The organism is Aeromonas sp. R4-2 (assembly GCF_040908295.1).
Lineage (GTDB): Bacteria > Pseudomonadota > Gammaproteobacteria > Enterobacterales > Aeromonadaceae > Aeromonas > Aeromonas veronii.
The window spans coordinates 350,951-376,587 of sequence record NZ_JBFODL010000009.1; the positions used below are offsets into that span (position 1 = coordinate 350,951).

20 protein-coding genes and 2 pseudogenes are annotated in these 25,637 nt (G+C 51.7%); 15 read left to right on the top strand and 7 right to left on the bottom strand.

Annotation, left to right across the window (positions count from 1 at the left end):
- Nucleotides 1–99 precede the first annotated feature (99 nt).
- Nucleotides 100–1,035, top strand: coding sequence for a LysR family transcriptional regulator (locus AB5Y99_RS06655; RefSeq protein WP_323892296.1), 936 nt, complete (start codon nt 100–102; stop codon nt 1,033–1,035).
- Here AB5Y99_RS06655 and AB5Y99_RS06660 read toward each other — a convergent pair.
- From AB5Y99_RS06660 to AB5Y99_RS06670, 3 genes are read right to left on the bottom strand one after another with little or no spacing between them, the layout of a single operon-like run.
- The gene (locus tag AB5Y99_RS06660; RefSeq protein ID WP_323892297.1) at nt 1,032–1,832 is read right to left on the bottom strand and encodes an SUMF1/EgtB/PvdO family nonheme iron enzyme; all 801 of its coding nucleotides are present in this window, start codon (nt 1,830–1,832) and stop codon (nt 1,032–1,034) included. The two genes, AB5Y99_RS06655 and AB5Y99_RS06660, sit on opposite strands and share 4 nt — an antisense overlap.
- 34 nt (nt 1,833–1,866) lie before the next feature.
- Nucleotides 1,867–2,982 carry a tetratricopeptide repeat protein gene (locus tag AB5Y99_RS06665; protein ID WP_323892298.1) on the bottom strand — a complete coding sequence of 372 codons (1,116 nt, stop codon included), beginning with the start codon at nt 2,980–2,982 and terminating at the stop codon, nt 1,867–1,869.
- A gap of 3 nt (nt 2,983–2,985) precedes the next feature.
- Nucleotides 2,986–4,299, bottom strand: a complete 1,314-nt coding sequence (locus AB5Y99_RS06670) for an anaerobic sulfatase maturase (RefSeq protein ID WP_323892299.1) — start codon at nt 4,297–4,299, stop codon at nt 2,986–2,988.
- Between the two features lie 846 nt (nt 4,300–5,145).
- Here AB5Y99_RS06670 and AB5Y99_RS06675 point away from each other — a divergent pair.
- Together AB5Y99_RS06675 and AB5Y99_RS06680 are read left to right on the top strand one after the other, a co-directional pair.
- Nucleotides 5,146–5,268 (top strand): annotated as a pseudogene (locus AB5Y99_RS06675) (IS3 family transposase); the annotation flags it as partial.
- A 75-nt stretch (nt 5,269–5,343) separates the two neighbouring features.
- A pseudogene (locus AB5Y99_RS06680) lies at nt 5,344–6,471 on the top strand (IS30 family transposase).
- A 2,487-nt stretch (nt 6,472–8,958) separates the two neighbouring features.
- Here the strand turns inward: AB5Y99_RS06680 and AB5Y99_RS06685 are convergent.
- A complete protein-coding gene (locus tag AB5Y99_RS06685) occupies nt 8,959–9,309 on the bottom strand; it encodes a transposase (RefSeq protein WP_323892300.1) in 351 nt (116 codons plus the stop codon).
- Between the two features lie 345 nt (nt 9,310–9,654).
- Here AB5Y99_RS06685 and AB5Y99_RS06690 point away from each other — a divergent pair, with 345 nt between their 5' ends.
- On the top strand, nt 9,655–9,837 hold the full coding sequence (locus AB5Y99_RS06690; protein WP_368209149.1) for a helix-turn-helix transcriptional regulator: 183 nt from the start codon (nt 9,655–9,657) through the stop codon (nt 9,835–9,837).
- Between the two features lie 294 nt (nt 9,838–10,131).
- The gene (locus tag AB5Y99_RS06695) at nt 10,132–11,163 is read left to right on the top strand and encodes a LacI family DNA-binding transcriptional regulator (RefSeq protein ID WP_368209103.1); all 1,032 of its coding nucleotides are present in this window, start codon (nt 10,132–10,134) and stop codon (nt 11,161–11,163) included.
- Between the two features lie 145 nt (nt 11,164–11,308).
- Here AB5Y99_RS06695 and AB5Y99_RS06700 read toward each other — a convergent pair whose 3' ends face one another.
- From AB5Y99_RS06700 to AB5Y99_RS06710, 3 genes are all read right to left on the bottom strand, one after another.
- Entirely contained in the window at nt 11,309–11,728 is a 420-nt protein-coding gene (locus tag AB5Y99_RS06700) for a GNAT family N-acetyltransferase (RefSeq protein WP_368209106.1), read from the bottom strand.
- Nucleotides 11,729–11,824: 96 nt separating this feature from the next.
- Nucleotides 11,825–13,846 (bottom strand): alpha-glucosidase, encoded by a 2,022-nt coding sequence (locus AB5Y99_RS06705; protein WP_216953428.1) that lies wholly within the window; start codon nt 13,844–13,846, stop codon nt 11,825–11,827.
- Between the two features lie 103 nt (nt 13,847–13,949).
- On the bottom strand, nt 13,950–14,153 hold the full coding sequence (locus tag AB5Y99_RS06710) for a hypothetical protein (protein WP_368209109.1): 204 nt from the start codon (nt 14,151–14,153) through the stop codon (nt 13,950–13,952).
- On the opposite strand from AB5Y99_RS06710, the gene AB5Y99_RS06715 reads away from it, so the two are divergent.
- The 10 genes from AB5Y99_RS06715 to AB5Y99_RS06760 all read left to right on the top strand — a co-directional run bounded on the left by AB5Y99_RS06715 (nt 14,136) and on the right by AB5Y99_RS06760 (nt 25,625).
- Complete coding sequence (locus AB5Y99_RS06715) at nt 14,136–15,524, top strand: glycoside-pentoside-hexuronide (GPH):cation symporter (RefSeq protein WP_323892304.1); 1,389 nt, start codon at nt 14,136–14,138, stop codon at nt 15,522–15,524. The two genes, AB5Y99_RS06710 and AB5Y99_RS06715, sit on opposite strands and share 18 nt — an antisense overlap.
- Before the next feature lie 62 nt (nt 15,525–15,586).
- The gene (locus AB5Y99_RS06720) at nt 15,587–17,044 is read left to right on the top strand and encodes a glycoside-pentoside-hexuronide (GPH):cation symporter (RefSeq protein WP_323892305.1); all 1,458 of its coding nucleotides are present in this window, start codon (nt 15,587–15,589) and stop codon (nt 17,042–17,044) included.
- A 64-nt stretch (nt 17,045–17,108) separates the two neighbouring features.
- The gene (gene araD / locus AB5Y99_RS06725; protein ID WP_368209112.1) at nt 17,109–18,863 is read left to right on the top strand and encodes an L-arabinonate dehydratase; all 1,755 of its coding nucleotides are present in this window, start codon (nt 17,109–17,111) and stop codon (nt 18,861–18,863) included.
- 11 nt (nt 18,864–18,874) lie between these two features.
- Nucleotides 18,875–19,663 carry an HpcH/HpaI aldolase/citrate lyase family protein gene (locus tag AB5Y99_RS06730; protein WP_069556388.1) on the top strand — a complete coding sequence of 263 codons (789 nt, stop codon included), beginning with the start codon at nt 18,875–18,877 and terminating at the stop codon, nt 19,661–19,663.
- The gene (locus tag AB5Y99_RS06735; RefSeq protein WP_368209114.1) at nt 19,663–20,556 is read left to right on the top strand and encodes an aldose 1-epimerase; all 894 of its coding nucleotides are present in this window, start codon (nt 19,663–19,665) and stop codon (nt 20,554–20,556) included. The genes AB5Y99_RS06730 and AB5Y99_RS06735 overlap by 1 nt, the downstream gene beginning before the upstream one ends.
- Entirely contained in the window at nt 20,549–21,436 is an 888-nt protein-coding gene (locus AB5Y99_RS06740; RefSeq protein WP_368209116.1) for an SMP-30/gluconolactonase/LRE family protein, read from the top strand. Before AB5Y99_RS06735 ends, AB5Y99_RS06740 begins: the two co-directional genes overlap by 8 nt.
- Entirely contained in the window at nt 21,433–22,299 is an 867-nt protein-coding gene (locus AB5Y99_RS06745; protein WP_368209117.1) for an NAD(P)-dependent oxidoreductase, read from the top strand. The genes AB5Y99_RS06740 and AB5Y99_RS06745 overlap by 4 nt, the downstream gene beginning before the upstream one ends.
- 95 nt (nt 22,300–22,394) lie before the next feature.
- A complete protein-coding gene (gene ompL / locus AB5Y99_RS06750) occupies nt 22,395–23,084 on the top strand; it encodes a porin OmpL (protein WP_368209119.1) in 690 nt (229 codons plus the stop codon).
- 42 nt (nt 23,085–23,126) lie between these two features.
- The gene (locus AB5Y99_RS06755) at nt 23,127–23,894 is read left to right on the top strand and encodes an SDR family NAD(P)-dependent oxidoreductase (RefSeq protein WP_368209120.1); all 768 of its coding nucleotides are present in this window, start codon (nt 23,127–23,129) and stop codon (nt 23,892–23,894) included.
- 495 nt (nt 23,895–24,389) lie between these two features.
- Entirely contained in the window at nt 24,390–25,625 is a 1,236-nt protein-coding gene (locus tag AB5Y99_RS06760) for an EAL domain-containing protein (RefSeq protein ID WP_368209122.1), read from the top strand.
- Nucleotides 25,626–25,637: the final 12 nt, after the last annotated feature.

Below are 25,637 nucleotides of genomic sequence, written 5' to 3' on the forward strand. Positions count from 1 at the left end.
CTGCCACGCCACCTGACTGGCGTGGCAGGTTCTCCCCTCCGGCTACCCGACAGAGCCAAGGCAGTGTGATTTTTCCACGAACATGTAACGAGGCCTCTCTTGTTAGACATCCGAAGTACCGAGCTGAACCTGATCCCGATCTTTGTCGCCATCTATGAAGAGCGCAGCCTCTCCCGGGCGGCGACACGCATGGAGATCAGCCAACCCGCCGTCAGCAAGGCCCTCAAGCGACTGCGGGAGATCTACGGTGATCCTCTGTTTAATCGCAAGGTCGTGGGGATGGAGCCCACCTCGTTTGCCATCGACATCTATCCGGCGATGGCGGCCGCACTGAAAAACTTCAGCTCGACCCTCTCGACCTCGCGCACCTTCAATCCACGCACTTCCCAGCGAGTCTTTTCCATCGCCTGTGTCAGACTGGTCAGCGCCCAACTGGTTCCAGCACTGCTGGGCAAGATCCGGGCACACGCCCCGGGTATTTCGCTCGAGGTGCATCCCCTCTTTACCGAGGATATGGAGAGTGACCTGCGGATGCAGCGTTATGATCTCATCATCGACATGACCCAGAGTGGGCGCAGCATGCTCAAGAGCGAGGTGCTCTATGGCGAACAGGTGAAGGTGGTGTGTGCCAGCAACCACCCGCGACTGGGCAGCGACTTGACGGTGGAGGCCTATTTTACCGAGGAGCATGTGGCGTTGGCCCAGTGGCAGGTCAGAGGCAGCATGATCACCGCCGAGCACCTGCCGCAAATGGCCAACCGCAATATCGTGGTACGGGTGCCGACCGCCATGGAGATGCTGCCCATCATTGCGTGCAGCGAGATCATCGGGGTTTTGCCCACTTCCATCATAAATACCTTTGCCGGCATGTATGATGTGCGGGTACTCCCCTTCCCCTTCGAGGAATCAGTATTCAGCCTGTCGGCCATCTGGCATCCCAGCCGGACCACCGAGGCGGGCCACCGCTGGCTACGCCAGCAGCTGTTCGAGGTGGTCAGCGAGCTGGGGCTGGCCACCTCCATCGTTCAGTCCTAACGGGCATCACGCACCAGTCGCAATCCCATGTCAGCCATCATCACCGACTGGCTGGCGAAATCACGCCGGAAATTTTCAGATAATTCAGCCTCATAGGCGTAGCTGCCGCCTCGCACCGACTTATGGGCGAGGTGGCTCTTGCTCTCCTGGGCATTGTTCGGGTTCTCTTGAGGACTATGGCGATAGAAGGTCTCTTCATAGGCATCAGCCACAAACTCCCCCACATTGCCGGTCATGTCGTATAGCCCCAGCTCGTTGGGCTTTTTCAGCCCCACCGGATAGGCGCGATTCTTGGCGTTGCCGCTGTACCAGGCCACTTCGTCAATCTGATCGGAGCCGCTGTAACGATAGCCTTTACTCAGCTTGCCCCCCTTGGCTGCATACTCCCACTCAGCTTCGGTGGGCAGGCGGTAGTGAGCACCGGTCAGCTCATTGAGCCTTGTCACAAACAGATTGGCCTGTTGCCAGCTGAGGTTGTTGACCGGTACATCCGGCGCCTGGAAATAGCTGATGGAGGGGCCCATCACCGCCTCGAACAGAGCCTGGGTCACCTCGAATTTTGCCATGTAGAAGCTGTTGAGCGAGACCGTATGCTGCGGCCCTTCGCTCGCTTTGGCGCTAGGGTCGTTGGAGCCCATCTCAAAACGGCCCCCTTCCACCAGCACCATGTCCGCTTCAACCTTCTGTCGCAGCGGATGGAGCGGCTGGTTGCCCTGTTTGACCGAGAGGGTGCAGCCAGCTACCAACAGGGTGGTCACCAGCAACGGAATTGCGCATTTGAACGGTGTGATCGTCATAACCTGACCTGTGCAGTAAGAGAAGTGGCAGCCATTACTGGCCAGCGGAAACCGGCGGCGTGCTCGTCTTGCTCGCACGCTTGCTATTGAGCTCGGCCAGCACCTCGGGGGGCGCTATCTTGCCAAGTTCACTCATGCAGGCGTCGCTCTTGGGGTGATCGTGGCGAAGGTAGATATCGCACACCGCATAGAGCTGCTCCGGCGCGCCGGAGATCCGGTAGGCAAGCTCGAACGAGCCGATGGCTTTCTCGAGATCCAGCGGCTCTTGCAGCACCCCGTTGAGATACCAGAAGTAGCTGTTATTGCCAGCGAGCTCCGCCGCCCGTGCCATGGTGACTGCCGCTTCGCTCTTCTGATCGAGGCGCACTTGGGTCAGCGCCTTGGCGTAATGGAGGTTGGCATTCTGCGGCAGCACAAGGATCCCCTTGTTGAGCAAGGCCAGCGCCTCGGCATCCCGTTGCTGGGCCCGCAAGTTGTCAGAGAGACCAAGCCAGATCAGGGGATTATCGGGCTGATTGGCCAGCAGTTGTTCGTAGCTTGCCTGCGCCTTGTCCCACTGCCGGGTCCAGCGATAGAGATCTGCCTGCAACAGCTGCTGCGCAGGGTCCTGCTGCCGTGCGAGATACTCGCTCACCTCCGCCAGCGGCTGGCCAATGGCGCTCAGTTGCCCCTCATTCATGACGCCATAATCGCGAGCCAGATTGAGGGTAGCGGCACGGCGAACCTCGGCACTGCTGTCAGCCAACAGCGGTGAGAGCAGCCGCCAGCGGTGCGCAAACTGATAAGGGTCAGCAGCCACGACCGCAGCTTCTCGCACCAGCTCACTCTCGTCGCGCAGAGTTCTGGCCACCGCCACCAGACTGTTCTGGTTCGGATAAGACGCCAGCTGACGCAGGGCATCGGCCCGCTCCACCGCTGGCAGGGAGATATCCTGCGCACGGTAGGCCCACTGCTGGATCTGGGCGGCTGAGGGCGCAGTGACTGCCACGGATGCGGTGGGTGCCCCATTCGCTGATGTGGTGACCGGCGGCTCAGGGCTGGCTACCGCCAGCGCTGCGCCAGACAGGGTCATGCCAAGGGCCAGCCACAAGGCGCCCATGGTGCCGGAGCGGGTGTGACGAAACTCGCAGCGACTCAACATGTTCTGCATCGCTTATTTCCTCTGACCATGTGTCAAGACGCCGTTATTCATCACCGCATCACGGTACTTGCCATGGGCCACCGGATAACCGGCACGGCGAAGGATATAGGCCATCGACTGATCAATATGGCTGAAAAACTTGTACCAACCGGCACAGAGGTAATTCAGACCTGCCTCCCCTTCGTGGGTGCGAATAAAGCGGTTCTTCGGGCACTCCCCATAGCAGGCAAACTGGTAGTCACACTGCTGGCACTGACGGGTCAGGCTGCGCGATTTGGCAAAGCCGAACGCTTGCTGGGCGGGCGAATACGCCAGCTCACTGAGCGGCTGATGGTGGATATTGCCGATCTTGTACTTGGGATAGACATAGTGGTCACAGGCAAACACATCGCCGTTGGGCTCCATCGCCAGCCCCTTGCCGCAGATCTCCCCCAAGGTACAGAGGGGGTTCTTGCGACCCATCCAGGTCTCGACACTCGCCTCAAAATATTGCACGAAGACCCGTCCCAGATCCCGCTGCACCCACTCATCGAAAATGGTGATGAGAAAATCCCCCCACCCCTCGGCCGAAACGCACCAGGGCTCGACCACCGAATTTTTGTGCCAGGGATTGAGGCGCTTGTCCCCCTGCTTGAGTTGCTCCTGCGGTTGCCAAGTCTGGGGCGCGGTGGTGCGAAAACTTTTCTGCTCGACGATGGGGATAAACTGCATCTGGGGCGACTTCACCTCATCACGCAGGAAGCGATAAACCTCCAGCGCATTCTTGCTGGTGAGGTTGTTGACGCTGGTCAGGGTGGCAAACTTCACCTTGTATTTATGCAGCAACGCCACCGCCGTCATCACCTGATTGAAGGTACCGCGCCCGGCTCGGTTGACCCGATAGGCGTTGTGCAGCAGCTCGGGGCCATCGATGCTCAAACCGATGAGAAAGTTGTTGGCGGCCAGAAATTCACACCACTCATCGTTGAGCAGGATGCCGTTGGTCTGCAGGTCGTTGGCGATCACCACCCCTTGCGGCTGGTATTTGCGCTGCAACTCAACCACTTTGCGAAAATAGTCGAGCCCAAGCAACGTCGGCTCGCCCCCCTGCCAGGAGAAGATGATCTCGGGGGTATTCTGCCCCTCGATATATTGGCGGATATAGGTCTCAAGGGTCTGCTCGTCCATCTGGGGCGAACACCCCTTCTTGTATTCCAGCAGATCCTGCTTGCTGAGGTAGTAGCAGTAGGTACAGTCGATGTTACACACGGCCCCGATAGGTTTGGCCATCACATGCATCCGCTTGGATGCCTTGCCGTTGAACTGTGGACCCTGAGTAATCACCATAACTGCACCACCTGCAAAATTGCTGTTTTGAGGCCTGCAGTCTAAAGGCTCCCGCTATCACACGCTGGTTATACCCCTTATAACCAGCGGATATGGGACCAGGCTAACATTCTGATGTCATAAAAAATCATCGCATCCTACGAGATAAATTGGTCGTATAGTCCCGGTAAGCAAGATAGACGTGCCTAAGATATCGGGAGCAACCGCCCAATAAACCGCCACCTGCACGGCTCGCCCTTCGTTCTGTCTGCGCTATGGTTTACCATGCACACAATTGTGGTGCCTGGCACCGCCCACCCAGGCGCTAGCCGCCGTCATCGGATACCTCATCTCGAGCAACATGAGCAAAACAGCACACGCGGGCAACGAGCCAACATTCTATCCACGTTTTGCAATATGTCTTTTTTAATGAACTGATTTATAAAGGTTTATGGCTCTAACGCTGATGATAGTGGTACACAATTGGGACGTGGTGAAATTTGAGGGGCATTGCTACAGATAGTAACACTCTTCGACTGAGCAACTGAACCGACAGGATTTCATCCGTTTTTGCCGTAATAGAGCCAGGCCAGACCCGTCCAGCCGTTTCATATTTGAAACACCACATGCAGAAGTTCGTGGACATAAACTGCAGAAGTTCATTTTTCTGTTATATTTAAATCACTTGCTGAACAATTCAAACAACCTTATCCAAGCCTTAAGGGCTCATTCATGTAGAAAGCACCCACCAGCAGATCATAAACAAGCCGCACTCGCTTACCCCGCCCCAACAATACGGCAAGTAATATCTCGCCTCTGGCCAGATCGTCACCATGCCATAAACATCATAGAACTGCTTCTACCACATCCAGTCAAAGTCTATATACCTAGCTCAAACAGTACGAACTGCAGCACGAAAAACCAGCCTTGCAAGCCGAGATACGCCTTCTGAAAGAAGAACTGCACCAAGTCACCGAGGAACGCAACATTTAAAAGAGGCTGAGACGATTTCAATTGAGAAACACGACAACCATGTGAAAGCATACTATTGCGGAGGATTGTTGAATGAAGCGCACATTTACAGCAAAGAAAAAAGCGCTTGTTTTTGATCTCTGGAAACGCGGAACCGGCTTCAGTGAGATAGCGAGAATCCTAGGTTCGAGGCCCGATACTATTTTTTTACCATGTTAAGGGATACGGGAGACATCAAACCGAGCGAACGCTGTCGAGTAGTGGCTCACCTGACGTTTTTTGGGGTGAAATGAGACAGATCGACCCCATAAACATAAATGAGTATTAGTTCCATCGCACGCTCTCTTAACCTCTCTCTTTCAACAATATCTCGGGAAATTCAGCACAATCTTAACCGACGTGGCTACAAAGCTGTTGATGCCAATAATCGTGCAAGTCAAGTGACCAAGAGACTCAAGGAATGCCTTCTGGAATGGAACTCGCAACTGCGAAATCGGGTTCTGGAAAAAATCGAATTAAAATGGTCTCCTGAGCAGATCTCAGGGTGGCTCAGAAGTATGCTCCCTCGCAAGAACATGATGTAGATCTCCGCCGAGACGATTCATTAAACGCTGTATTTTCACCGCCGGAGTGCGCTTCACCACTTGCTTGTCAAACATCTGCTCCGTTCTCATAGCCTGCACCATGGAAATAGCCATACTCGCAAGGTAGAAAGAGGCACTATCAATATCGTGCACAGCATATCAATCCACGAACGCTCCAAGCACGTAGATAACCGACAATATCTCGATCACTGGGAGGGATATTTTGTGTCCGGTACGAATAACTCTCACATAGCCACACTTGTAAATAGAACATCGCGCTATACAATTATTCTCAAGCTAAATGGAAAGGATACATGGTCTGTAAATAAAACACTTATAAATAAATGCTAGGAACTTCCATCCAAGCTTAGGTGATCACTGACTTGGGAGCGCAGTATGGAACTGGCCAAGCATCTGGATGCTTACTGCCAGTACAGGAGTAAAATTTATTTCCGAGTTCCCCAAAGTCCCTGGCAATGGGGCACGGACGAGAATACCAGTGGTCTGATACGACAGTTCCCCCCAAAAAGACATGCCTTGCCCAAAATTACAAGCAGGAGCTGGATAGATTGCAACCCAACTAAAAAGCAGACCGAGAAAGACCTTGAAATTTAAAACACCAAAAGAAGTTGTCTAATGGTTGTTGCATTGATAAGTTAAATCTACAGAGACGTACTTGATTATATCGGAGTGTTTTACAACCCAATCAGATGCAATAGTTACAATGATGATATGTCGTGGACTGAGTGTGAAAGCTGTATGTTTTCAGAAACAGAGTGTATAGAAAATATGGGGCAATTCAAGTCTTCCCTCAACACCACAACAGGTTACTCAAAAATTAACTCCATTGAGTAATCTGTATCAACTAGGAAAGGTAGGCTCCCCCATATGATGTGATGGATGTCCGTACAACATCCTATTTCAGAAACCATTTATGCCGCCAGGGACATCAACAAACCAAGCCCCCACCATTAAAAATCAATCTCCATACAGGTCAATGTATCCACCATGTTTGATGGCATATAAAGGTTCTATTGCCATATTATGGCAATGTTTATCGGAGATTTTTCCAAATTTTTGCATGCAAACTGCTATTAGCTTGTCATGTACGCAAACTTTAATAATTTAAAACTTAGTCATTTAAAAACAAAGACTTAACTTAGTGATACTACTATCTCGATGTCAAAAATCCGTGCCACTATATGGCAATGAGCATTTGGTGCTGCCATATGGTGGCAACACTTATAAACAACGTTTCGCTAAACCTGTTCACCATACAGAAAACTCATCAAAAACATGACACTCTGCGAATAAAAAGCATCGAAAGCCGCCTAAATATTCATCTAAGTATCTTATCCTATGATAGTACAATGGGATACCATTAATTATAACCAGGCAGCCTTAGCGGGACTCTTTCAAGCCCCTACAAGTAGACATCTGATCATGCATATGATGCAGCCTTCAACACCGTCTTGTAGATGCATTATTATTATACCTTTTCATTCCGACCTTAATTTACATCCTCTGTGTTTCAAGATGAAATACAGAGGATGTAAATGCCATATCAAAAATAATGTTGAGTGGCAGTTCATGCCATCTCACTAAGCATCACGCTGCGTTATATATTTATTTTAGCCCTCTAACTAGGAAAGTAGCAGGATTACAACTTCATTTACTGGCGAAGGAAATAACAAGTACAATACGTCTTATCACCCAGAGTGAAAACTTATTAAACCTGAACCTTACCTACAATAAAAATAAAGACTTCATCAATGTCTCCTTCTTGCAATCATCTAATCAAGACCTGCACGCCTAGGCCAATAATACAATTAATATTAATTAACCATTTACAATAAAATTCATGACTAAACCCCATACCAATATAACGACAAGCTTCTAAATAACCATTATTTATACATCCTTTGCAGTCTAAATATGATATATGTCCATTAAAAAGCGCCACATATTAATCTTAAGAGCATCACATGTCGTAGTTATGAATAATTTCACTCGCGTATTTATGTCTCATTACCAAAGCAGGTTAATTGGCATAATATATTGGCAAGTTTTGTGGCCATGCGATACAAATTATAAATATAATTTCACCATCAGCTCAAAAAAGATTCTTCAATGCAGGGAATTAATATAATGATTTCGTGACCGTGGGCTATTCTACGAAGTACAAACCCATCCATAATTGCAACAAATATAAAAATAAAGGATCTTTGATGACATTTGAGATATTGTACACTGAAGATATTATGCATTGTCCCACCCAGAGGGATACCGCGAAGAGATAACCAATTAGCTAAATTTTCAGTAGGTGCTTGAAGTTAGTTACCGTCAGGCTACGGTATGCATACTAATGATCAATAGTTGCAGTTTTTATTTAACCCTAATTATCACCAGACTATAATTATAAACAAGCCACTCCCAAAAAGTGGAGAATTGAAACCATAAAAAGCCCCCATATAGGGGGAAATACGGGCTTCTCAGGCACATGGAATGCATTCTCCTTAACCACAATAGCACCCTAACGCAACATCTCAACCTGTCAGGAAACATAGTGTAAATAAGGTATTTCTGATTGATTTAATAGTCAAACCACTCCACCGACCTGGCGTTAGGGTCTTCTCAGCTTGGTGGCCAGATACGGCGTTGTTTCCCAAATCAACTATCAAGCCACAACGGCCCCAGCCCCAAGTGACCGTTACACTCGGGGCTTTCTGACAGGCAGACCAAGGGTGTTCAGTTTGTTGATTGCGCCAACATACGCCATCACTTCCCCTACCTAACCGTTGTATGTTCGCAGGCTGATTTTCCGTCATCAACTGCTTGAACCGATACATCGCCGTCTCTGCCAGCGAGCGCCGATGATATCCCTACATCTTCTTCCAGTGCGCTAACCCCTCCTTGCGCATCACCAGCACCGCCTCATGTCTTGGATGTCCCTTTTCCCATAGCCCTGCGTTTTTTACGAGGCGGAATACTGGCTGTCGCCCCTTTGTGAGAGATAAGCTGATGGCTGGCTTTGCTGTCATAGGCATCATCCGCATAAACACGCCCCAGCTTGCGCCAGACCCGCCGCTTCTCAGCGCCGTGTTTTCTGACCTTACACTCGTCTTCACCAAACACCTTCAGCCCGGTTGAGTCGATAAGCGACCGTCACGGTGCGTGCTCGCTTGCTGACGCAGCTGTAATCACGGGCACAAAGCGGTACGTTCATCAACTCGAACAGGGAGTCGAGTAGCCCCTGTATTGTTCGCAGCGTGAGGCTGAAAATCCCCTTGAGCATTAGAAAGGTGCAGATGGTCTGGTCAGTGTAGAGCTGGCTGCGGCCCCGCCGCCCATGATGGTCGTGGTGAAACCAGTTGCTCATGGCCTCGGCATCAACCCAGAAGGTGAGTGAACCACGGTTAATCAGAGGCCTGTTGTATGTAGGCCAGTTGGTGATGGGGTGAAGCGACTTGCCCATGATGCAGACTTGAAGGGGATGGTGGTGATCAGATCACCAAGTCCTTAGTTAGTTCCATTCAAGCTGCGTCGATTTGGGCAACAACGCCCATGGGATCAAATCCAAAGTGGCAGCCTACAATTTTTGATGAAATCCTCTTGTCTTCTAAACAAGACATGTTAAATTTAATTTTATTTTCACTGTTTTCGTATTATTAAAAAGCAAGATCTACGATGAATTCATCATATAAACCCGTGAAACTTGCTTTTATATATCATAAAAACAATTTTCGTGGATTTGACTATGCCCAAGAGGTGTTTTAGAGTCGCTTCAACATGAGGGGGATATATGAACAATTGCAAAACCATGTTAATAAAAACAAAACATTTACTACAGGAATTGGGAATTTCTCGTTCAACTCTGTATAGATGGATTAAAAGGTATAATTTTCTAGCGCCTCATAACACTGGTTTTCATTCTGTTTCGGAGGTCAACAACTGGATATTAAAACGAAAAGAGTCATTATTTGAGTTAGACAAAGAACAATAGATACATACTGTAACCTAATCATTAAAAGAAGCGCATTAAAGTATTTTATGCACCTTTAAAACCAAGATCTATATTATGACGCATACAGTTAAACACTGATGAAACATGGGGCTATTCAACATTAGTTATGAGTCGAGCCTACAGTTATGAGCTGCAGTCTCCGCTGTAATTACTGCTTTTTTTTTCACCTTGTTTTTTATACACTTACTAGGAGCTCGCAGAGCTATTAACCTTCGTATCCCATCAGGATACAGAGAGTTATAGCCCAGTAAAACCGATCAGGAAGCAGAACACGTGTCCTCGAGAAACAAACAAACCGTCAAGCTTAATGATGTCGCGGCCCTGGCCAAGGTATCCCCCTCGACTGTCTCACTTTATGTACGTCATCCAGACAAGGTAAAAGCCAATACCGGCCATAAAATTCAGCGTGCCATTGATGAATTGGGTTATGTGCACAACAAAATTGCCAGTCAGTTTACTGCCGGGCGAAGCTCGGCAATGGCAATTATCGTTCCTTCCATTTCCAATATTACCTTTAGTACCTTTGTCCAACAGATTGAACATATCGTGAGTGATGCAGGTTTTCAGCTCTATATCGCATCTCATGATCACTCCATGGAAAAAGAGGAACAGCAGATCCGCTCCATTTTACAATGGTCTCCTGCTGCCATAACCCTTACTGGCGCGAAGCACAGTGATACTACGATTCGTATGCTGGAGCACAGTGCGGTGCCTGTGGTTCAAGCATGGCAAATCGGTGAAGCCAGTCCGTTTGTCGCGCAGGTCGGTATCGATCATTTTCAGGTGGGTTACGATGCCGCGTCTTACCTGATACGCTCCGGCTGCCATAAAATTGCCTATTTCACGACCCGTTTTAACGATGACGTGCGTGCGCAGAGCCGCTACAGCGGCTTTTGCCAGGCACTTGAGACGGCGGGTATGGATCCCTTGTTGGTCGAAATCCCTTACAGCGACAATATTTACCCCGCCGCACGCGAACTACTCATCAAGACACTGCTCAAAGAGCGCAAACTCGACGGTATTTTTGCATCAAACGATACAATTGGTACAGCATTACTGATGGAGGCGATTGCACGCAATATCCCGGTACCAGAGCAACTCTCTATCATCGGGTTTGGCGATTTTCCAGGCAGCGGTTATCTGGCCCCCGTGACCTTGTCCAGTATCAATATCAATATTCACTCTGTTGCCAGCCAGGCTGCATCCATGATGTTACGGATGGCTCGCGATCCCGATTATAGAGGCGAGATCATTGATGCCGGATTTGACTTGATCCCCAGACAGAGTACCCGGTTTGTTTTGTGACCAAGCCAATATAGTCACACCATGATCCATCACAAAACCATGGCCTTGATAAATAGCCCATGAAGATAAATGCCCCCCATGTATCTACCAGAACACTATCCATTGCGTCAGATATTTTTAAGCAGGGCACCAGTTACTGCCAGCGCTACAAGGTTTTGATTAAGTAATATCGCTGATGAAACACCGGGCACTTTTCCAACGTCATGACGACTGAATACCCCCGCGCTTGGTAAAAAGGCTTTGCTTGAAAACTAAAAGTATCGAGCTGTGAAAAACGGCAGCCGCGCTCGCGGGCAGCCTGCTCCATCGCTGCCAATAACCGGCCTCCTACACCGCGCCCCCGCAGACTGCTGGCCACCCACAGATACTCGATATAGAGCCAGTTGCCGTAGGTATGGCCGCTGCATCCTCCGGCACGACGTTGCTGCTCATCCTGATAGAAGATGGCAAGTGGGCGACGTATCTGTTCACCAACAAACTCACGATTGGTTGTGATCAGATTGTCTCGTAAAAAATCGATGTCGTCCTGGCTGGGGTTTTGCACAACGTCAAGAGTGTCAATCATGCTGCTCTGCTCCTCTGGTGAAACATAATGGCCGTGAACATTGTCACGGCCATGGGTTATCCGGGTCGCATCCTCTATGGCGAACGCCGGTGCGATTTACGCCAGATCCTTTAGCTCGGCAAACAGCGAAGCCCAGGGACTTTTGGCACGATAGAACACTGGGGGCTGGCCAATCGGTGCAGGCAGAGTGACCCGCTGGCCCCCTGTAAAGCGCTGGCCGCTCCAGATATGAGTCCACTGCTCACCTGCAGGCAGGTAAGTTGTCCACTCACGCACATCCCCTTGGTGAACCGGTGCCACCAGCAACTCTGACCCATAGAGGTATTGATCCTGTATGACGTAGACCTCGGGATCATGTTCAAAATGCAGCATCATGGCACGTTGAACCGGATACCCTTTCTCAGCCGCTTCATCCACCAGGCTACGTAAGTAAGGAGTCAGGTGGCAATAAACTCGGGTCATCCGGGCAAAATGCGCCAACGTACTGCCATCCTGGTCAAACTGGAAGTTCTCATCAGGGCGGTTACCTTCGTGGGTGCGCATGACTGGGGTAAAGGCAGCCATTTCAACCCAGCGGTCAAACAGCTCCTTGGTTCGACGGTTGCCAAACAGTGAGGTGTAGCCACCGATATCCGAGTGGTGATACGCGTTCCCCAACATACCGGAGGAGAGCGCCCCCGAGATCACCGTGACCAGACCGTCGTGACGGCTGAAATCGACACATTGATCGCCTGCCCACAGTAGCGGGCAGTATTGCTGCACCCCGGTGTAACCGGCTCGCATAAAGAAAAGGGCATCACCGGTTTGGCCGTTCATCGCGATCGCTTCTGCGTTGCACTGGGCCCACAGAGTCGGCCAGGCATTGTGCATCAGCTTGGCATCGACACCGTTGTGCAGGTAGATGTTATCGGTCGGCAGGTACTCGCCAAAGTCAGCCATCCACCCCTTGATCCCCATGTCCAGCATGTTTTTACGCAGCACGGTATCACGGAACCAGGCCATGGCGTCTGGATTGGTAAAGTCGATACAGCCGCAATAGAATTCGCCAAAGTCGACCAGCGCAACCTGACCATCCTTGTCCAGCGCCATATAGCCGAGCTCTTTGGCGATCGGAAACAGCTTGCCATCTTCACACAGGTAGGGGTTGACGTAGGCCATGAACTCGATGCCCTGGTCATTGAGCTCCTTGATCCTGGCGGGCAGATTGGGGTAGCGATCCTGATGGTGCTGCCAATCCCAGTCCCAGAACAGGCGCTTGCCAAACGAGGTGACCCGCAAGCCGCACCAGTCTTCACTCCACAGACCCGAAACCTTGATACCATGGTCAAGGGCGTTTTCCAGACGACTGAAGGTATTGACCTCTCCCCCCTTCAGACCAAGGATCGCCCCCTTGTAAACCCACTCAGGCAACCTGGGCTGGCGGCCAAATCGGGCGGACAGTTTTTCGATAATGCCCAGATAGCTCTCTGCGGTGCGCAACTCGATGGCCTGCGGAATCGCCCACACTTGCAGCTCATGAAACCCTTCGTGACGAAAATCGAAATCGGCATAAGCGGTGGTGTCGATATGGCAGCTGTATTTACGAGAGGAGACAAACGTGGGTTGCGGATAGTTGGTGTGGTAGTAATCCCCACCGGCTTTGCCCATCACATCGGCTTTCCATTTGATCTCGCTGTGGGGATGGCGACCAACACCGGGCTCTGAGGTCCACAACGGAAAGTGACGGCCACGCAAATCAAAATAGGACATCTGCTCGCCACAACCCCAGACATGCTCTTTACGTTCGGCCGGCAATCTGACCCAAAAGCGGTTATATGCCTCGTCCAGTATGGTCGGATAAAGCATCACATCATCGCCATCACACACCACAGCCACCTGTAGCAAAGCCGGGGTCAAGGCATTCGGGGCAAAAACGAACAGGTTGTTGTCAACCTGTTCGATATGAGTCAATGCGACGCGAGACTCGATGTAGTCTTCGATGTCAAAGTTGCCGCGATAAATTTCCATTTTTTCCCGGCCCTTGCCTATATAAAACGCCGGGGCATCCGCTTGATGAGAAAATAACAACTGCTGCTGGTGCTGAATCGTTAACGCCTGTGACGAAAATTCGAGTTGCATTGCATAAGCTCCTGTTTAGTCGGGCCATCCCCGCTTGCTCGCAAACACAATAATAGCGCTACGATTTCATTTCAATCGCGTAAAACCCAAACAGCGATCTCGATCACCAATCAACACCCGCCACATGAAAACGTTTGGCTCGCTTGCAAACACTATTTGTAAGAGAATCCTTAACCACCAGCGCAATCTCTCGATCTGGATCCCACTTTTCAACAATCACACTTGCGCCAATAATCGCATCGCTACGATTATTGAGCTGCCGGATGGATTCCACACTATGGAGAATAAAATGGTTGTTCAGGCGCATATCGAAAGCAGACTGCCTTTTAGGGAAAAACTTGCCTATGGCGTCGGCGATTTTGGTTACAACTTTGTATTGAATATCACCACCCTCTACCTGCTTAAATTTCTGACCGATGTAGCAGGTATCAATGCGGCGTGGGCAGGCGTCATCTTTTTGGTGGCGAAAGTGTTCACCGGCTTCACCGACCTGGGCACCGGCATTTTCCTCGACACCCGCAAGAGCTTCGGACCTCGCGGCAAGTTTCGTCCGATGCTGCTCTGGACCATAGTGCCCCTGTTTGTCTGCAACATGTTGCTGTTTTGCAATTTTGAGCTCGACAGCGAGACCAAGACCACCCTGTTCATCGTCTGCTTTATGGCCTTTGGCCTGTTCTTTAGCTTGGGCAATGCCAGCTATGGCGCCATGGTGCCCTCTATGACCAAAAATGTTCAGGATCGCGCAGAGCTGGCAGCATGGCGTCAGGGCGGAGCCAACACCGGCCTGTTGTTAGCCACCGTCGGTTTCATGCCCATCGCCATGTTGTTTGAATCCCAGGAGACCGGCTACATGGTGGCAGCCCTGGCCTACACCTCGGTCGGCTTGGCGGCGGTGCTCTTTTGCTACCTCAACGTCAAAGAACACCACACCATCATAGGTAATGACCCTGACCAGATAGTCGAGAAGCCCACCATCAAGGAGGGGCTCAAGGCGGTACTCAAGAACAACCAGTTGCTGGTGCTGGCAGTAGCCAACCTGCTGACCCTCTCCGCATTCAACGTCAAACTCACCGTGCAGGTCTTCTACGCCCAGTACATTCTGGGTGATGTCTCCATGGTCTCTTACATGAGCTTTGTCAGCATGGGGTGCATCTACCTCGGGGTGTTGTCTGTGCCTGCGCTGGTACGCCGCTTTGGCAAAAAACCTGTCTATCTGGCCGGATTGTGCCTGTGGATCTCCGGCGACATTGCCAACTACCTGTTCGGTGGCACCGTCATGAGTTACGTGCTGTTCACCTCGCTGGCGTTCTTTGGCACCTCTTTCGTCAACAGCCTTAACTGGGCGTTTGTCTCAGATACCGTTGAGTACGGTGAGTGGAAAACCGGTACCCGTACCGAAGGCTTGGTCTACTGCGGCATGACCTTCTTTAGAAAGTGTTCGCAAGCTATCGCAGGGTTCGTCCCCGGGTTTGCTCTGGCACTGGTTGGCTACATGCCCAATGTGGAGCAAACCGATGCCGCCAAAGCCGGGATCACCGGACTGATTTTCATCTACCCGGCAAGCCTGGCCATCTTAACGGCACTGGTGATGGCCCTCTTCTACACCCTCAACGAGCAGCGCTATCAAGAGATCATCGCCAGCCTTGGTGCCCGCCGTGTGGCGACCACCCAAAGCTGACTCTCATGCAACTGGCAGCGGCGTGCTGGCCACGCTGTTGCTCTCTTCAAGGATGTGATCCCATGACATATCGCAATGTGGCAAGTGACCGTCTGGCATGGCAGGAAAAGATGGCCTACGGAGTGGGTGATCTCGGCTATAACTTCCTGCTCAACTGCACAACTCTCTATTTGCTGATCTTCCTGACCGATGTGGCAGCCATTCCGGCAGCATGGGCCGGAGCAATCTTTCTGGTTTCGAAGTTCTTTACCGCCTGCACCGATCTGGTGACCGGCAGCGTGCTGGATAATCGTTCCGAGCTCGGCCCCAGAGGTAAATTTCGCCCCTTCCTGCTCTGGACCATAGTGCCACTGGCTCTTATCAACACCGCCCTGTTTACCAGCGTTGAGCTCCCGGTCATCGCTAAAACAGTGCTGTTTACCCTGCTGTTCATGATGTTTGGTGCCTTTTACAGTTTTGGCAATGCCTCCTATGGCGCCATGGTCCCGGCCCTCACCAAGCGACTCCAGGACCGAGCCGAGCTCGCCGCCTGGCGCCAGGGCGGAGCCAATACCGGATTACTGCTCTGCTCGGTGGGGTTCATGCCGCTGGTATTGCTGTTTGACAAGCCACAGGTCGGCTATAGCGTTGCGGTACTGATTTATTCGGTCATGGGGGCTGCAGCAGTACTCTTTTGCTACAGCAGAGTTCGTGAACGCCATGTGCTGCCATCGGTTGTCAACGAATCGGGGTTTTCGGCAGTACAAACCAACGCACGGGCCGTGCTGGCAAACCGTCCGCTGGGCATCCTGGCGCTGGCCAATCTGCTGACGCTGGCAGCGTTCAACACCAAGCTGATTGTTCAGGTTTTTTACGCCCAATATGTGATTGGCGACGTATCGATGATCGCCTACATGAGCTTCATCAGCATAGGGTGTATCTACCTGGGGGTATTGCTGGTCCCCTTTGCCGTGCACCGTTTTGGCAAACTGCCTGTCTATCTGGCCGGTATTGGCGTGTGGATATGCGGTGACCTGCTCAACTACCTCTACAGCGAGAGTGCTCTCGATTACATCCTCTTCACCTCCCTGGCCCTGTGGGGATCCGCTTTCGTTAACAGTCTCAACTGGGCGTTCATCTCTGACACCGTCGAGTATGGGGAATGGAAAACAGGCATCCGCACCGAGGGGCTGGTCTACTGCAGTCTGACCTTCTGCCGCAAATGTTCGGCTGCGCTTGCGGGCCTCATTCCCGGGCTGGTACTGGCATGGTCAGGCTATGTTCCCAACGCGACGCAAAGCACCGAGACCCAAAGCAGCATCGCCAATCTGATGTTTCTCTACCCGATCTGCGCCCTGATTTGCGCTGCTGCCTTGATGTTGCTGTTCTACCCGCTCACTGATGCTCGCTATCAACAGATCGTCCGGGAGCTGGCACAACGCCATGCCCTTGCTTCTCCCCGGAAACCCCATCACCGAATGAGTGAACAATCTACTCCATCGCCTGACCCCCCCCCTCTTCGTACGGGTCAGAATGGCTGAATTTAACATGCTGTTTTTATTGAATTAATCCTTAACCAAATCAGACAAAGAGAGCGCTATTCCTATGTCATTCAACAGTGAAAACCTGGCCAAGCTCGATATCTCGGCGCTGCGTAGCCAACGCTGGTATGCCCCCGACACCATCCGAGCCTTCGCCCATCGTCAACGCAGTCAGCAAAGTGGCTTGAACCGCGACGAATTCATGGGCAAGCCAGTGATCGGGATCATCAATACCTGGAGTGAAATGAGCCCCTGCCATAGCCACCTGCGTGAGCGCGCCGAGGCCGTCAAGCGAGCCGTCTGGGCCGCGGGAGGCTACCCCGTTGAATTGCCCGCGCTGTCGGTCGGGGAAGTATTGGTCAAGCCGACCACCATGCTCTATCGCAACTTTCTGGCGATGGAGGCAGAAGAGCTGCTGCGCCAGCATCCGATCGATGGGGCCGTGCTGCTCGGCGGTTGCGACAAATCCACGCCAGCCCTGCTGATGGGCGCCATTTCGATGGACTTGCCGGTGATCTTCTGCCCCGCAGGCCCCATGTCGAGCGGCAAATGGCGCGGTCATGTCACCGGTGCCGGTACCCATACCAAGAAGTTCTGGGATCAATTGCGCTTGGGGGCCATTACCCAGCATGACTGGATCGAACTGGAGGGGGCGATGACTCGCTCCATCGGCACCTGCAATACCATGGGCACGGCATCCACCATGACCTCCATCGCCGATGCCATGGGCTTTATGTTGCCGGGGGCCAGCTCCATCCCCGCCGCTGACTCGCGACACGTCCAGATGGCAGCCCAATGCGGCCAAATCATTGTCGACATGGTGTGGCATGATCACAAACCTTCCCGCTGGCTGACCCGAGCCAACTTCCTCAATGGCGTAGTGGCCTACATGGCGCTCGGCGGCTCCACCAATGCCGCGATCCACATGATTGCGATGGCCAACCGGGCAGGCATCAACCTCACTCTGGAAGACATGGGGTCGGTGGCACGGGAAGTCCCTGTGCTGGCCAATCTGTTTCCCTCTGGTGATCAGTTGATGGAGGAGTTCTTCTTCGCCGGCGGTCTGATGGCCCAGCTGAAAAAGGTGGAGTCATTCCTCCACCTCGATGCGATCGGGGTCACCAATCGTCCCGTTGCACAGTGGATTGCCAACGCGACATGTTATGACGACAACGTGATCCGCTCGCTCGATAACCCTGTGGTACCGCTCTCCCGTGGATGTGCATTGACAGTACTGCGCGGCAATCTGTGTCCCAACGGAGCTGTGATGAAATCATCTGCCGCCAAACCCGAACTGCGTCACCACAAGGGCCCCGCCATCGTCTTTGACAGCCATCAGGAGCTCTCGGATCGCATCGATGACCCAGCCCTTGAGGTAACCAAGGAGTCAGTGATTATCCTGCGCAATGCCGGCCCGGTCGGCGCGCCGGGCATGCCGGAGTGGGGCAACCTGCCAATCCCGAAAAAGCTGCTGCAACAAGGCGTCACCGACATGGTGCGGATCAGCGATGCCCGCATGTCCGGTACTCACTATGGCACCTGCATCCTGCACGTTGCCCCTGAAGCGGCAATTGGTGGCCCACTGGCACTGGTACGTACCGGTGACCTCATCGAGCTCGATATCGCCAATGGCCGTCTCAACATGCTGGTCAGTGATGAAGAGCTGGCCGAGCGCCGCCGCACGCTCAAACCGGTACACAAAGTTTATGAACGCTCTTATGCCGCACTCTATCAACAACATGTGACCCAGGCCGATCAGGGCTGTGACTTCGATTTCCTCCAGACTGGCAGCAAAGTGCCCGAGCCCCCGATTTTTTAAAGGAGCAAACAATGAATCCGTTCAAACTTGCGATTACTCAAGGTCCACGCCCACTGGGCACCTGGATGATGACTGGCAGCGATACGGTGGCGGAAGCCATGGCGACTGTCGGTTTCGATTTTTTGGTGCTGGACCAGGAACATGTACCGGTCGATAGCCTGGATGCGATCCGCATCGATCGCGCCATTCGTGCCAGCAACCCAGCCACCACCCCACTCTACCGCCTGGCCTGGAACGACACTGTGTTGATCAAACGGGCGCTGGATGGCGGTGCAACGTCGCTGATGGTGCCGTTTGTCAACAGTGCAGCAGAAGCCCGCAAAGCGGTAGAGGCGGCATACTACCCTCCCCTCGGCAAACGCGGCTTTGCCGCGGTGCATCGTGCGTCCGGTTACGGTGCCGACCCCGAATTCGTGCGTAAAGCCCGGGAAGAGCTCTGCCTGATCCTGCAAATTGAGACCCCTGACGCCATTGATGCCATGGAAGAGATGGCCATTGAAGGAGTGACCGGCTTCTTTATCGGCCCCGGCGATATGAGCGCAGCCATGGGCCATATTGGCAATCCCTCTCACCCCGAGGTGCAAGCCAAGATCCGCGAAGGGCTGGAGAAATGCCAGCGCTTGGGATTGCCTTGCGGGATCGTCGGTGGCAACCCCGAGCTGGTGAACAAATATCAAGAGATGGGTTTTAGCTTCGTGGCGCTCGGCTCCGACATGAGTTACCTGCTGGCTCGCGCCCGTGAACAGCTCGCCGCGATCCGGGGGGAACGTCTGAGCATATCCGGTGGCGAGGTTTACTGATGAAGAGGCTTCACCGCCAAAGCGGCCCGCTTGATCTGGAGCTCATCCCCGAGCTCGGTGGTGCTATCGGCAAACTGACCTGGCATGGCAGGGAGATCTTGCGCTCTCTGCCCGATGGTCAGAACGTCACGGTCAACCAGGGGGGCTGTTTTCCCCTGGTACCTTACTCCAACCGTATCGCTCATGGACGGTTTCACTTCGCCGGATGTGATTACGCCCTGCTGTGTAACTTTGGCGATCATCCCCACTCAATTCATGGCAACGGCTGGCAGCAGCCATGGCAAGAAGGGGATGCAGATGATGACTCTGTCGTGCTGACCCTGCACCATGATGCACAGGGAGCATCCGCGGCGCAATGGCCCTGGCCTTATCGGGCAACTCAGCGCTTCACCCTGCAAGAGAATGCGCTGCATATCATACTCACTTACCACAATCTGGCCGATCACGCGGTCCCGGCCGGGCTGGGCTTTCACCCCTATTTTCCCCGTGCGGCGCACGCCGAGATCCAGTTCGACGCAGGCGGTGTGGTACTCAACGACCACAAGTCCCTGCCCACTGGTCTCGCGCCACTACCGACCCAATGGAACTATCGCACTTGGCGCAAACCTGAACCCGCCAGTGTCGATAACTGCTTCCATCACTGGAGTGGCTGTGCACGGGTGCGCTGGCCAGATGAGAAGCTGATGGTGACCCTGAGCTCACCCGATGCGTCTCACGCCATCCTGTTTCTGCCGCCCGCCGATCGTGACTTCATCGCCATCGAGCCGGTTTCTCATATCAATGATGCCATCAACAACGGTGGCTTTGGTGACCCTGCGCTGGCCATGGCCACTGTGCCAGCCAATGGGCAGTTGCAGATCGCCATGCTGCTTGAGGTTTCTCACTATGCCTAATCCTGCTCTGCTACTGGCCGACTACCGCGGCCATCTGCCCGAGTGCCCGACCTGGAGCACTGATGAACAGGCGCTCTACTGGACCGATATTCTCGAGCGTTGCCTGCACCGCTATCACCCCGAAAGCGGCGCCATGACGACAATCCCCGTCCCCGAAGAAGTGGGCTGTTTTGCCCTGCGCGAACAGGGTGGCTTTATCGCCGCGATGCGCACCGGGATCTATCTGTGTGATCAACACGGGCAAATTGAGCGTAAAGTCGCCGATAACCCCAATAACCCAGCGCTGGCCCGTTTTAATGATGGCGGTACCGATCAGGCGGGTCGTTTCTATGCGGGCACTTACTGGAGCCCACGAGATTACAACGGCGCCCTGCTATGCCGGGTTGATGCCGAGCTGCAGATGTCGGTGATCCAGTGCGACATTCTGGGAGCCAATGGCTTGGCATTCAGCCCGGACATGCGCTGGATGTACACCACTGATACCCCCAACCGCCGCCTTTATCGCACTCCGTTGGCCCGCGACGGTTCACTCGGTCAACGGCAACTGCTGCGCGAGTTTGCAGCCCGCGCCGGCGAAGGGCGCCCGGATGGGGCTGCAATCGATGTCGAAGGATGCTACTGGAGCGCCCTGTTTGATGGCCATCGTATCGCCCGCTTCTCTGCAGAGGGGGTATTGCTGGCCGAATATCCCTTGCCGGTACGTTGCCCCACCATGGTCTGTTTTGGTGGTGAGGACATGAAGACCCTCTTCATCACTACCACTCGCGAAAATATGGACGCCGCCGAACTGGCAGCACGTCCGCTCTCAGGTGCGCTGTTCAGCATGCGTGTTGACATCGCCGGTCTTGCTAAACCCACATTTAAGGAAAACAACGGATGAAAACTATCGGCTTTATCGGTCTTGGTCTGATGGGCGAAGCGATGTCAAAGAACATCGTCAAAAAATTTGATGGCAATGTGTTGGTATTCGATATCAATCAGGAGGCTGTCGCCCGTGTGGTCGATGCAGGCGCCATCGCCTCCCCTTCCATTGCCAGGTTGGCAGCCGATGCGGATGTGATCATCTCCATGGTACCGCGCTCCGAACACGTCAAAGCTGTCTATACCGAACTGCTGCCACACCTTGGTCACGGCAAGATCACCATCGACATGTCCACCATTGACCCAGCCGTGTCAATCGCCTTATCCCGCCAGGTAGCAGAAACCGGTGCCGTGATGCTCGATGCGCCCGTGGTCAAATCGGTCCCTGCCGCCGTGGCGGCCGAGCTCGGGATCTACATAGGTGGCGACCTGTCCGCCTACAAAAAGGTCAAGCCGTTGCTGGCCATGATGGGCAGCAACCAGATCCACATGGGGGGTAACGGCCGTGGTTTGATCATGAAGGTGCTGCACAACACCTTGGTCGCCCAAATTCAGAACAGTGTCAACGAAATGCTGGCCACCGCCGATCACTTCGGCATCGATAAAGAGAGCTTCAACACCGCAGTCTCTTACGGTGGCGGCAGCAACTTCTATCTGACCAGCAAGATAGGTGCCCTGATCGCCGAGAACTACGACACAGTCTTCTCGCTGGAGAACATGGCCAAAGATATCGGCATTATGAAGAACCTCATGGGCGAAGAGGCGCTGACCCTGCCCGGAGTCGAATTGGTGAATAACATTTACCAGCAAGGCCTGAATAACGGTTTGGGCCGTGAGGATTTCTGTGCCACTTATAAGTTGGTAAAGCAAAACATTCAATAGCCGGCTGATAAAAACCATCGCATGAGGTAATTAATTTACCTCATGCCAATCGCTGCACGATTTAATATTAACTTACCATTGGCGAGTCAATCACTATGCATATCCACCCCAAAATATGCTTAATCCCTCTTATATGCTGCAATGCAGCTTTCGCGGGCGGTTATTTTGAAAGCCGTGAGGCATTTAACTTTGCTACCGACCAACATGAGTTATTGTTGCGACTCGGCTATAACTGGGAATCTGGTGCGGGTATTATGGTCAGCAATGCGTATAATACCGATAAACTAGACAAGCTAAAGCACAGTTATAACGAAATTGAAGGGTGGTATCCGCTATTAAATTTAACCACTAAACTCTCGGTCAATGCCGGTGGTTTGGTTAACTCCTCTAGCTCTGGCTCTGGTGGCTCTGCGTATCTGGATGGAAAGTACAACTTTACCGATAACTTTTCCGTTATTGCACGATACCGTTACAATCATCAAAATTATCTAACTACGGATCTTGATGGTCATGGCGATAATAACGATACCAATGAATACGCACTCTATATTGTCAATAAAATAACGCCAGCCTTGACCCATACTTTTGAATCGCACTATTTTTCTCGTGTTAACAATTTCAACAGTGCTAATGGGAAAGATCATCACTGGGAGCTAACCAGTCAAACCCGCTATCGAATCAATCCACAATGGATGCCTTATCTGGAATTACAGTGGTACGATAGAAATATTGCCTATGATGCAGAAGCATACCGGATCCGCATTGGTGTTAAATACTTTTTCTAATGTTGCCAGATGAATTCAATCTATGACTCACGGAGAGCAGTTATGAACTATTCCCAGCAAGTACAATATCACTCTATTGTCGGCAAGGTCGCCGTTATCACAGGCGGTGCCAGTGGCATTGGCGAAGAGTTGGTGCGCGCCTTTGTCAGCCAGGGTGCCAAAGTCGCCTTCCTCGATTTTGATAAATCAGCAGGCGAAGCACTCGCGCATGAGCTCGATTGCCTGTTTCTGTTTTGCGATGTCACCGACCTGACTCTGCTCAAAGCGTGTTTTACGACCATTGAACAACAGCTGGGCAGTGTCGATATCCTGATCAACAACGCGGGCAGCGATGATCACCATAAAATTGAGGATCTGACCGAGGAGTATTTCGAAAACCGCATCAATATCAATCTGCGTCACCAGTTGTTTGCGATCCAAGCCGTGCTGCCAGGCATGGAGCAAAAAGGGAGCGGCAGCATCATCAATATGGGCTCCATCAACTGGATGCGGGGCCGCCCCGGGAGAGTCTGCTACTCCCTGTCAAAAGCCGCCATCCATGGTTTTACCCGTACCCTGGCGCAGGAGTTGGGCGCGAGAGGCATTCGGGTTAACAGCCTGGTACCAGGCGCAATCCGTACCCCCAAACAGGATGCTATGTGGGCGCAACTCGACCCTGCCGCGGTGAACCAGTTTGTCGAACTGCAAGCACTCAAATTCCGTCTCGATGGCTCACATTGTGCTCGCATGGCCCTCTTCCTGGGTTCTGACGAATCCAATGGCTGTACCGGCCAAGATTTCATTGTTGATGCAGGTCTGACCCTTAATTAAGGAACAGAGTAACAATTTAACTGCAAGTAGATAATCATTGTGAATCCTTAGAGAATCCCTAATCTAACCTAAGATAGTCAGGCTTATATTCATAAACAAGAATGAATAAACAAGTCATCAATCCAATAACTAAAAGGCCCCTCTTTGGAGGGGCAACCAGATTGGTAGTCACACTCTTTTTGCAATCAGCATATATTGACAAGAGTATAGAAAATCAAAAATCTAACCGTGTAAAAAATAAAGCTTTTAATCATCTTTTCATGTGGTTAAGGTCTACCCTGTAACACATATCATACGACTTGCTGTCACCGTCCCAGTGCCTCCTGTAGTAGATCACAAGAGATTGCCTGTCAGAATATTTACGTACCTCCGCAAACACACTTCTTCATATAAGCTGCTAAAATAGATGACAAGGTCAAGTCACTCATAGACATCAGCTTTATTAAGAACCATTCGATACCACTCATGCATCATTTCAAGAGGAAAAATAGCAAGATGGAGGCACATGCACATATCGGAAACAATAGAGACAAGGTTCTCCTGATTGTAGAAGACTACGCACTTCACCGCACCATACTGGTCAGTATGCTTAGAAACATGGGTTTCCAACATATTTTAGAGGCAGAGGACGGGTTTGATGCGCTGGAGGTTTGTGAACAAAACTGTGTCGACATTCTGTTCTGTGATCTAAGGCTCCCAGGAATGGATGGCATGGCGCTGCTACGAAGACTTTCCTCTAAAGAATTTAAAGGAGGAATCATTCTTTCTAGTGTGCTAGAGAACGATGTGGTTGATGCGGTATTGCGAATGGGAGCAGAATTTGGCCTACAAATATTAGGTAAAGTTGATAAACCGACCACCCCCTCTCAGCTAGAAGCATTAATCGAACGTTGGTCACCTGTATCAACCGTTTTATCCGATAAGAAACAAGAACCACGAATCACCAATATTGACCTGGAATATGCGATTCTGCATGGACATATATACCCATGGTATCAACCCAAGGTTGACTTTTTCACTGGTGAATGGTGTGGCATTGAAGTGCTTGCTCGTTGGCTTCATCCAACATATGGGATGATACCACCGGATCTATTTATACCATTGGCAGAAAAACATGATCTCATGCACCTACTTACCGAGATGATTATTCGTGATGCCCTGTCACAATACCATCAGTGTGCCAAAGGCAAACCATCATTAAATATGGCTCTAAACTTATCGGCGAGTTCACTTACTGATAAAAGCTTGAGCAATTTTCTGCTACTACATTGTGGATTGAACCAGATCCCCCCTCAGAAAATCACTCTGGAAATTACGGAAAGTGCGTTTACTGAAGATATCGGTCAAGCACTTGAAGTATTGACACGGTTAAGAATGCATGGGTTCGGTATTTCTATTGACGATTTTGGCACAGGATACTCATCACTACAGCAGCTGGCTTTGCTCCCTTTCACCGAGTTAAAACTTGATCGTACTTTTGTCGATCACTGCCACAACATGCCATCACATCTGGCTATCATAGAAACAAGTATCAAACTGGCCAATAGCCTTGGACTAAAAACAGTGGCCGAGGGCGTAGAGAATATAGATACGTGGCAAGCTCTAAAAAAATTGGGTTGTGATATATGCCAAGGTTATATTGCAGGAAAAGCGATGCCATATCATGAATTGAGCAGTTGGCATCTAAATTGGAAAGCTAAGTCAGTAACGTTAAATTCTGGATTCGAGTAAATTTAAAATAAA

Excerpts from the sequence above, each read along its gene's own strand:
- AB5Y99_RS06660 (WP_323892297.1), bottom strand. The coding sequence starts at position 1,832 with ATGACGATCACACCGTTCAAATGCGCAATTCCGTTGCTGGTGACCACC.
- AB5Y99_RS06665 (WP_323892298.1), bottom strand. The coding sequence starts at position 2,982 with ATGCAGAACATGTTGAGTCGCTGCGAGTTTCGTCACACCCGCTCCGGC.
- AB5Y99_RS06670 (WP_323892299.1), bottom strand. The coding sequence starts at position 4,299 with ATGGTGATTACTCAGGGTCCACAGTTCAACGGCAAGGCATCCAAGCGG.
- AB5Y99_RS06685 (WP_323892300.1), bottom strand. The coding sequence starts at position 9,309 with ATGGGCAAGTCGCTTCACCCCATCACCAACTGGCCTACATACAACAGG.
- AB5Y99_RS06690 (WP_368209149.1), top strand. The coding sequence starts at position 9,655 with ATGTTAATAAAAACAAAACATTTACTACAGGAATTGGGAATTTCTCGT.
- AB5Y99_RS06700 (WP_368209106.1), bottom strand. The coding sequence starts at position 11,728 with ATGATTGACACTCTTGACGTTGTGCAAAACCCCAGCCAGGACGACATC.
- AB5Y99_RS06705 (WP_216953428.1), bottom strand. The coding sequence starts at position 13,846 with ATGCAACTCGAATTTTCGTCACAGGCGTTAACGATTCAGCACCAGCAG.
- AB5Y99_RS06715 (WP_323892304.1), top strand. The coding sequence starts at position 14,136 with ATGGTTGTTCAGGCGCATATCGAAAGCAGACTGCCTTTTAGGGAAAAA.
- AB5Y99_RS06710 (WP_368209109.1), bottom strand. The coding sequence starts at position 14,153 with ATGCGCCTGAACAACCATTTTATTCTCCATAGTGTGGAATCCATCCGG.
- AB5Y99_RS06720 (WP_323892305.1), top strand. The coding sequence starts at position 15,587 with ATGACATATCGCAATGTGGCAAGTGACCGTCTGGCATGGCAGGAAAAG.
- araD (WP_368209112.1), top strand. The coding sequence starts at position 17,109 with ATGTCATTCAACAGTGAAAACCTGGCCAAGCTCGATATCTCGGCGCTG.
- AB5Y99_RS06730 (WP_069556388.1), top strand. The coding sequence starts at position 18,875 with ATGAATCCGTTCAAACTTGCGATTACTCAAGGTCCACGCCCACTGGGC.
- AB5Y99_RS06735 (WP_368209114.1), top strand. The coding sequence starts at position 19,663 with ATGAAGAGGCTTCACCGCCAAAGCGGCCCGCTTGATCTGGAGCTCATC.
- AB5Y99_RS06740 (WP_368209116.1), top strand. The coding sequence starts at position 20,549 with ATGCCTAATCCTGCTCTGCTACTGGCCGACTACCGCGGCCATCTGCCC.
- AB5Y99_RS06745 (WP_368209117.1), top strand. The coding sequence starts at position 21,433 with ATGAAAACTATCGGCTTTATCGGTCTTGGTCTGATGGGCGAAGCGATG.
- ompL (WP_368209119.1), top strand. The coding sequence starts at position 22,395 with ATGCATATCCACCCCAAAATATGCTTAATCCCTCTTATATGCTGCAAT.
- AB5Y99_RS06755 (WP_368209120.1), top strand. The coding sequence starts at position 23,127 with ATGAACTATTCCCAGCAAGTACAATATCACTCTATTGTCGGCAAGGTC.
- AB5Y99_RS06760 (WP_368209122.1), top strand. The coding sequence starts at position 24,390 with ATGGAGGCACATGCACATATCGGAAACAATAGAGACAAGGTTCTCCTG.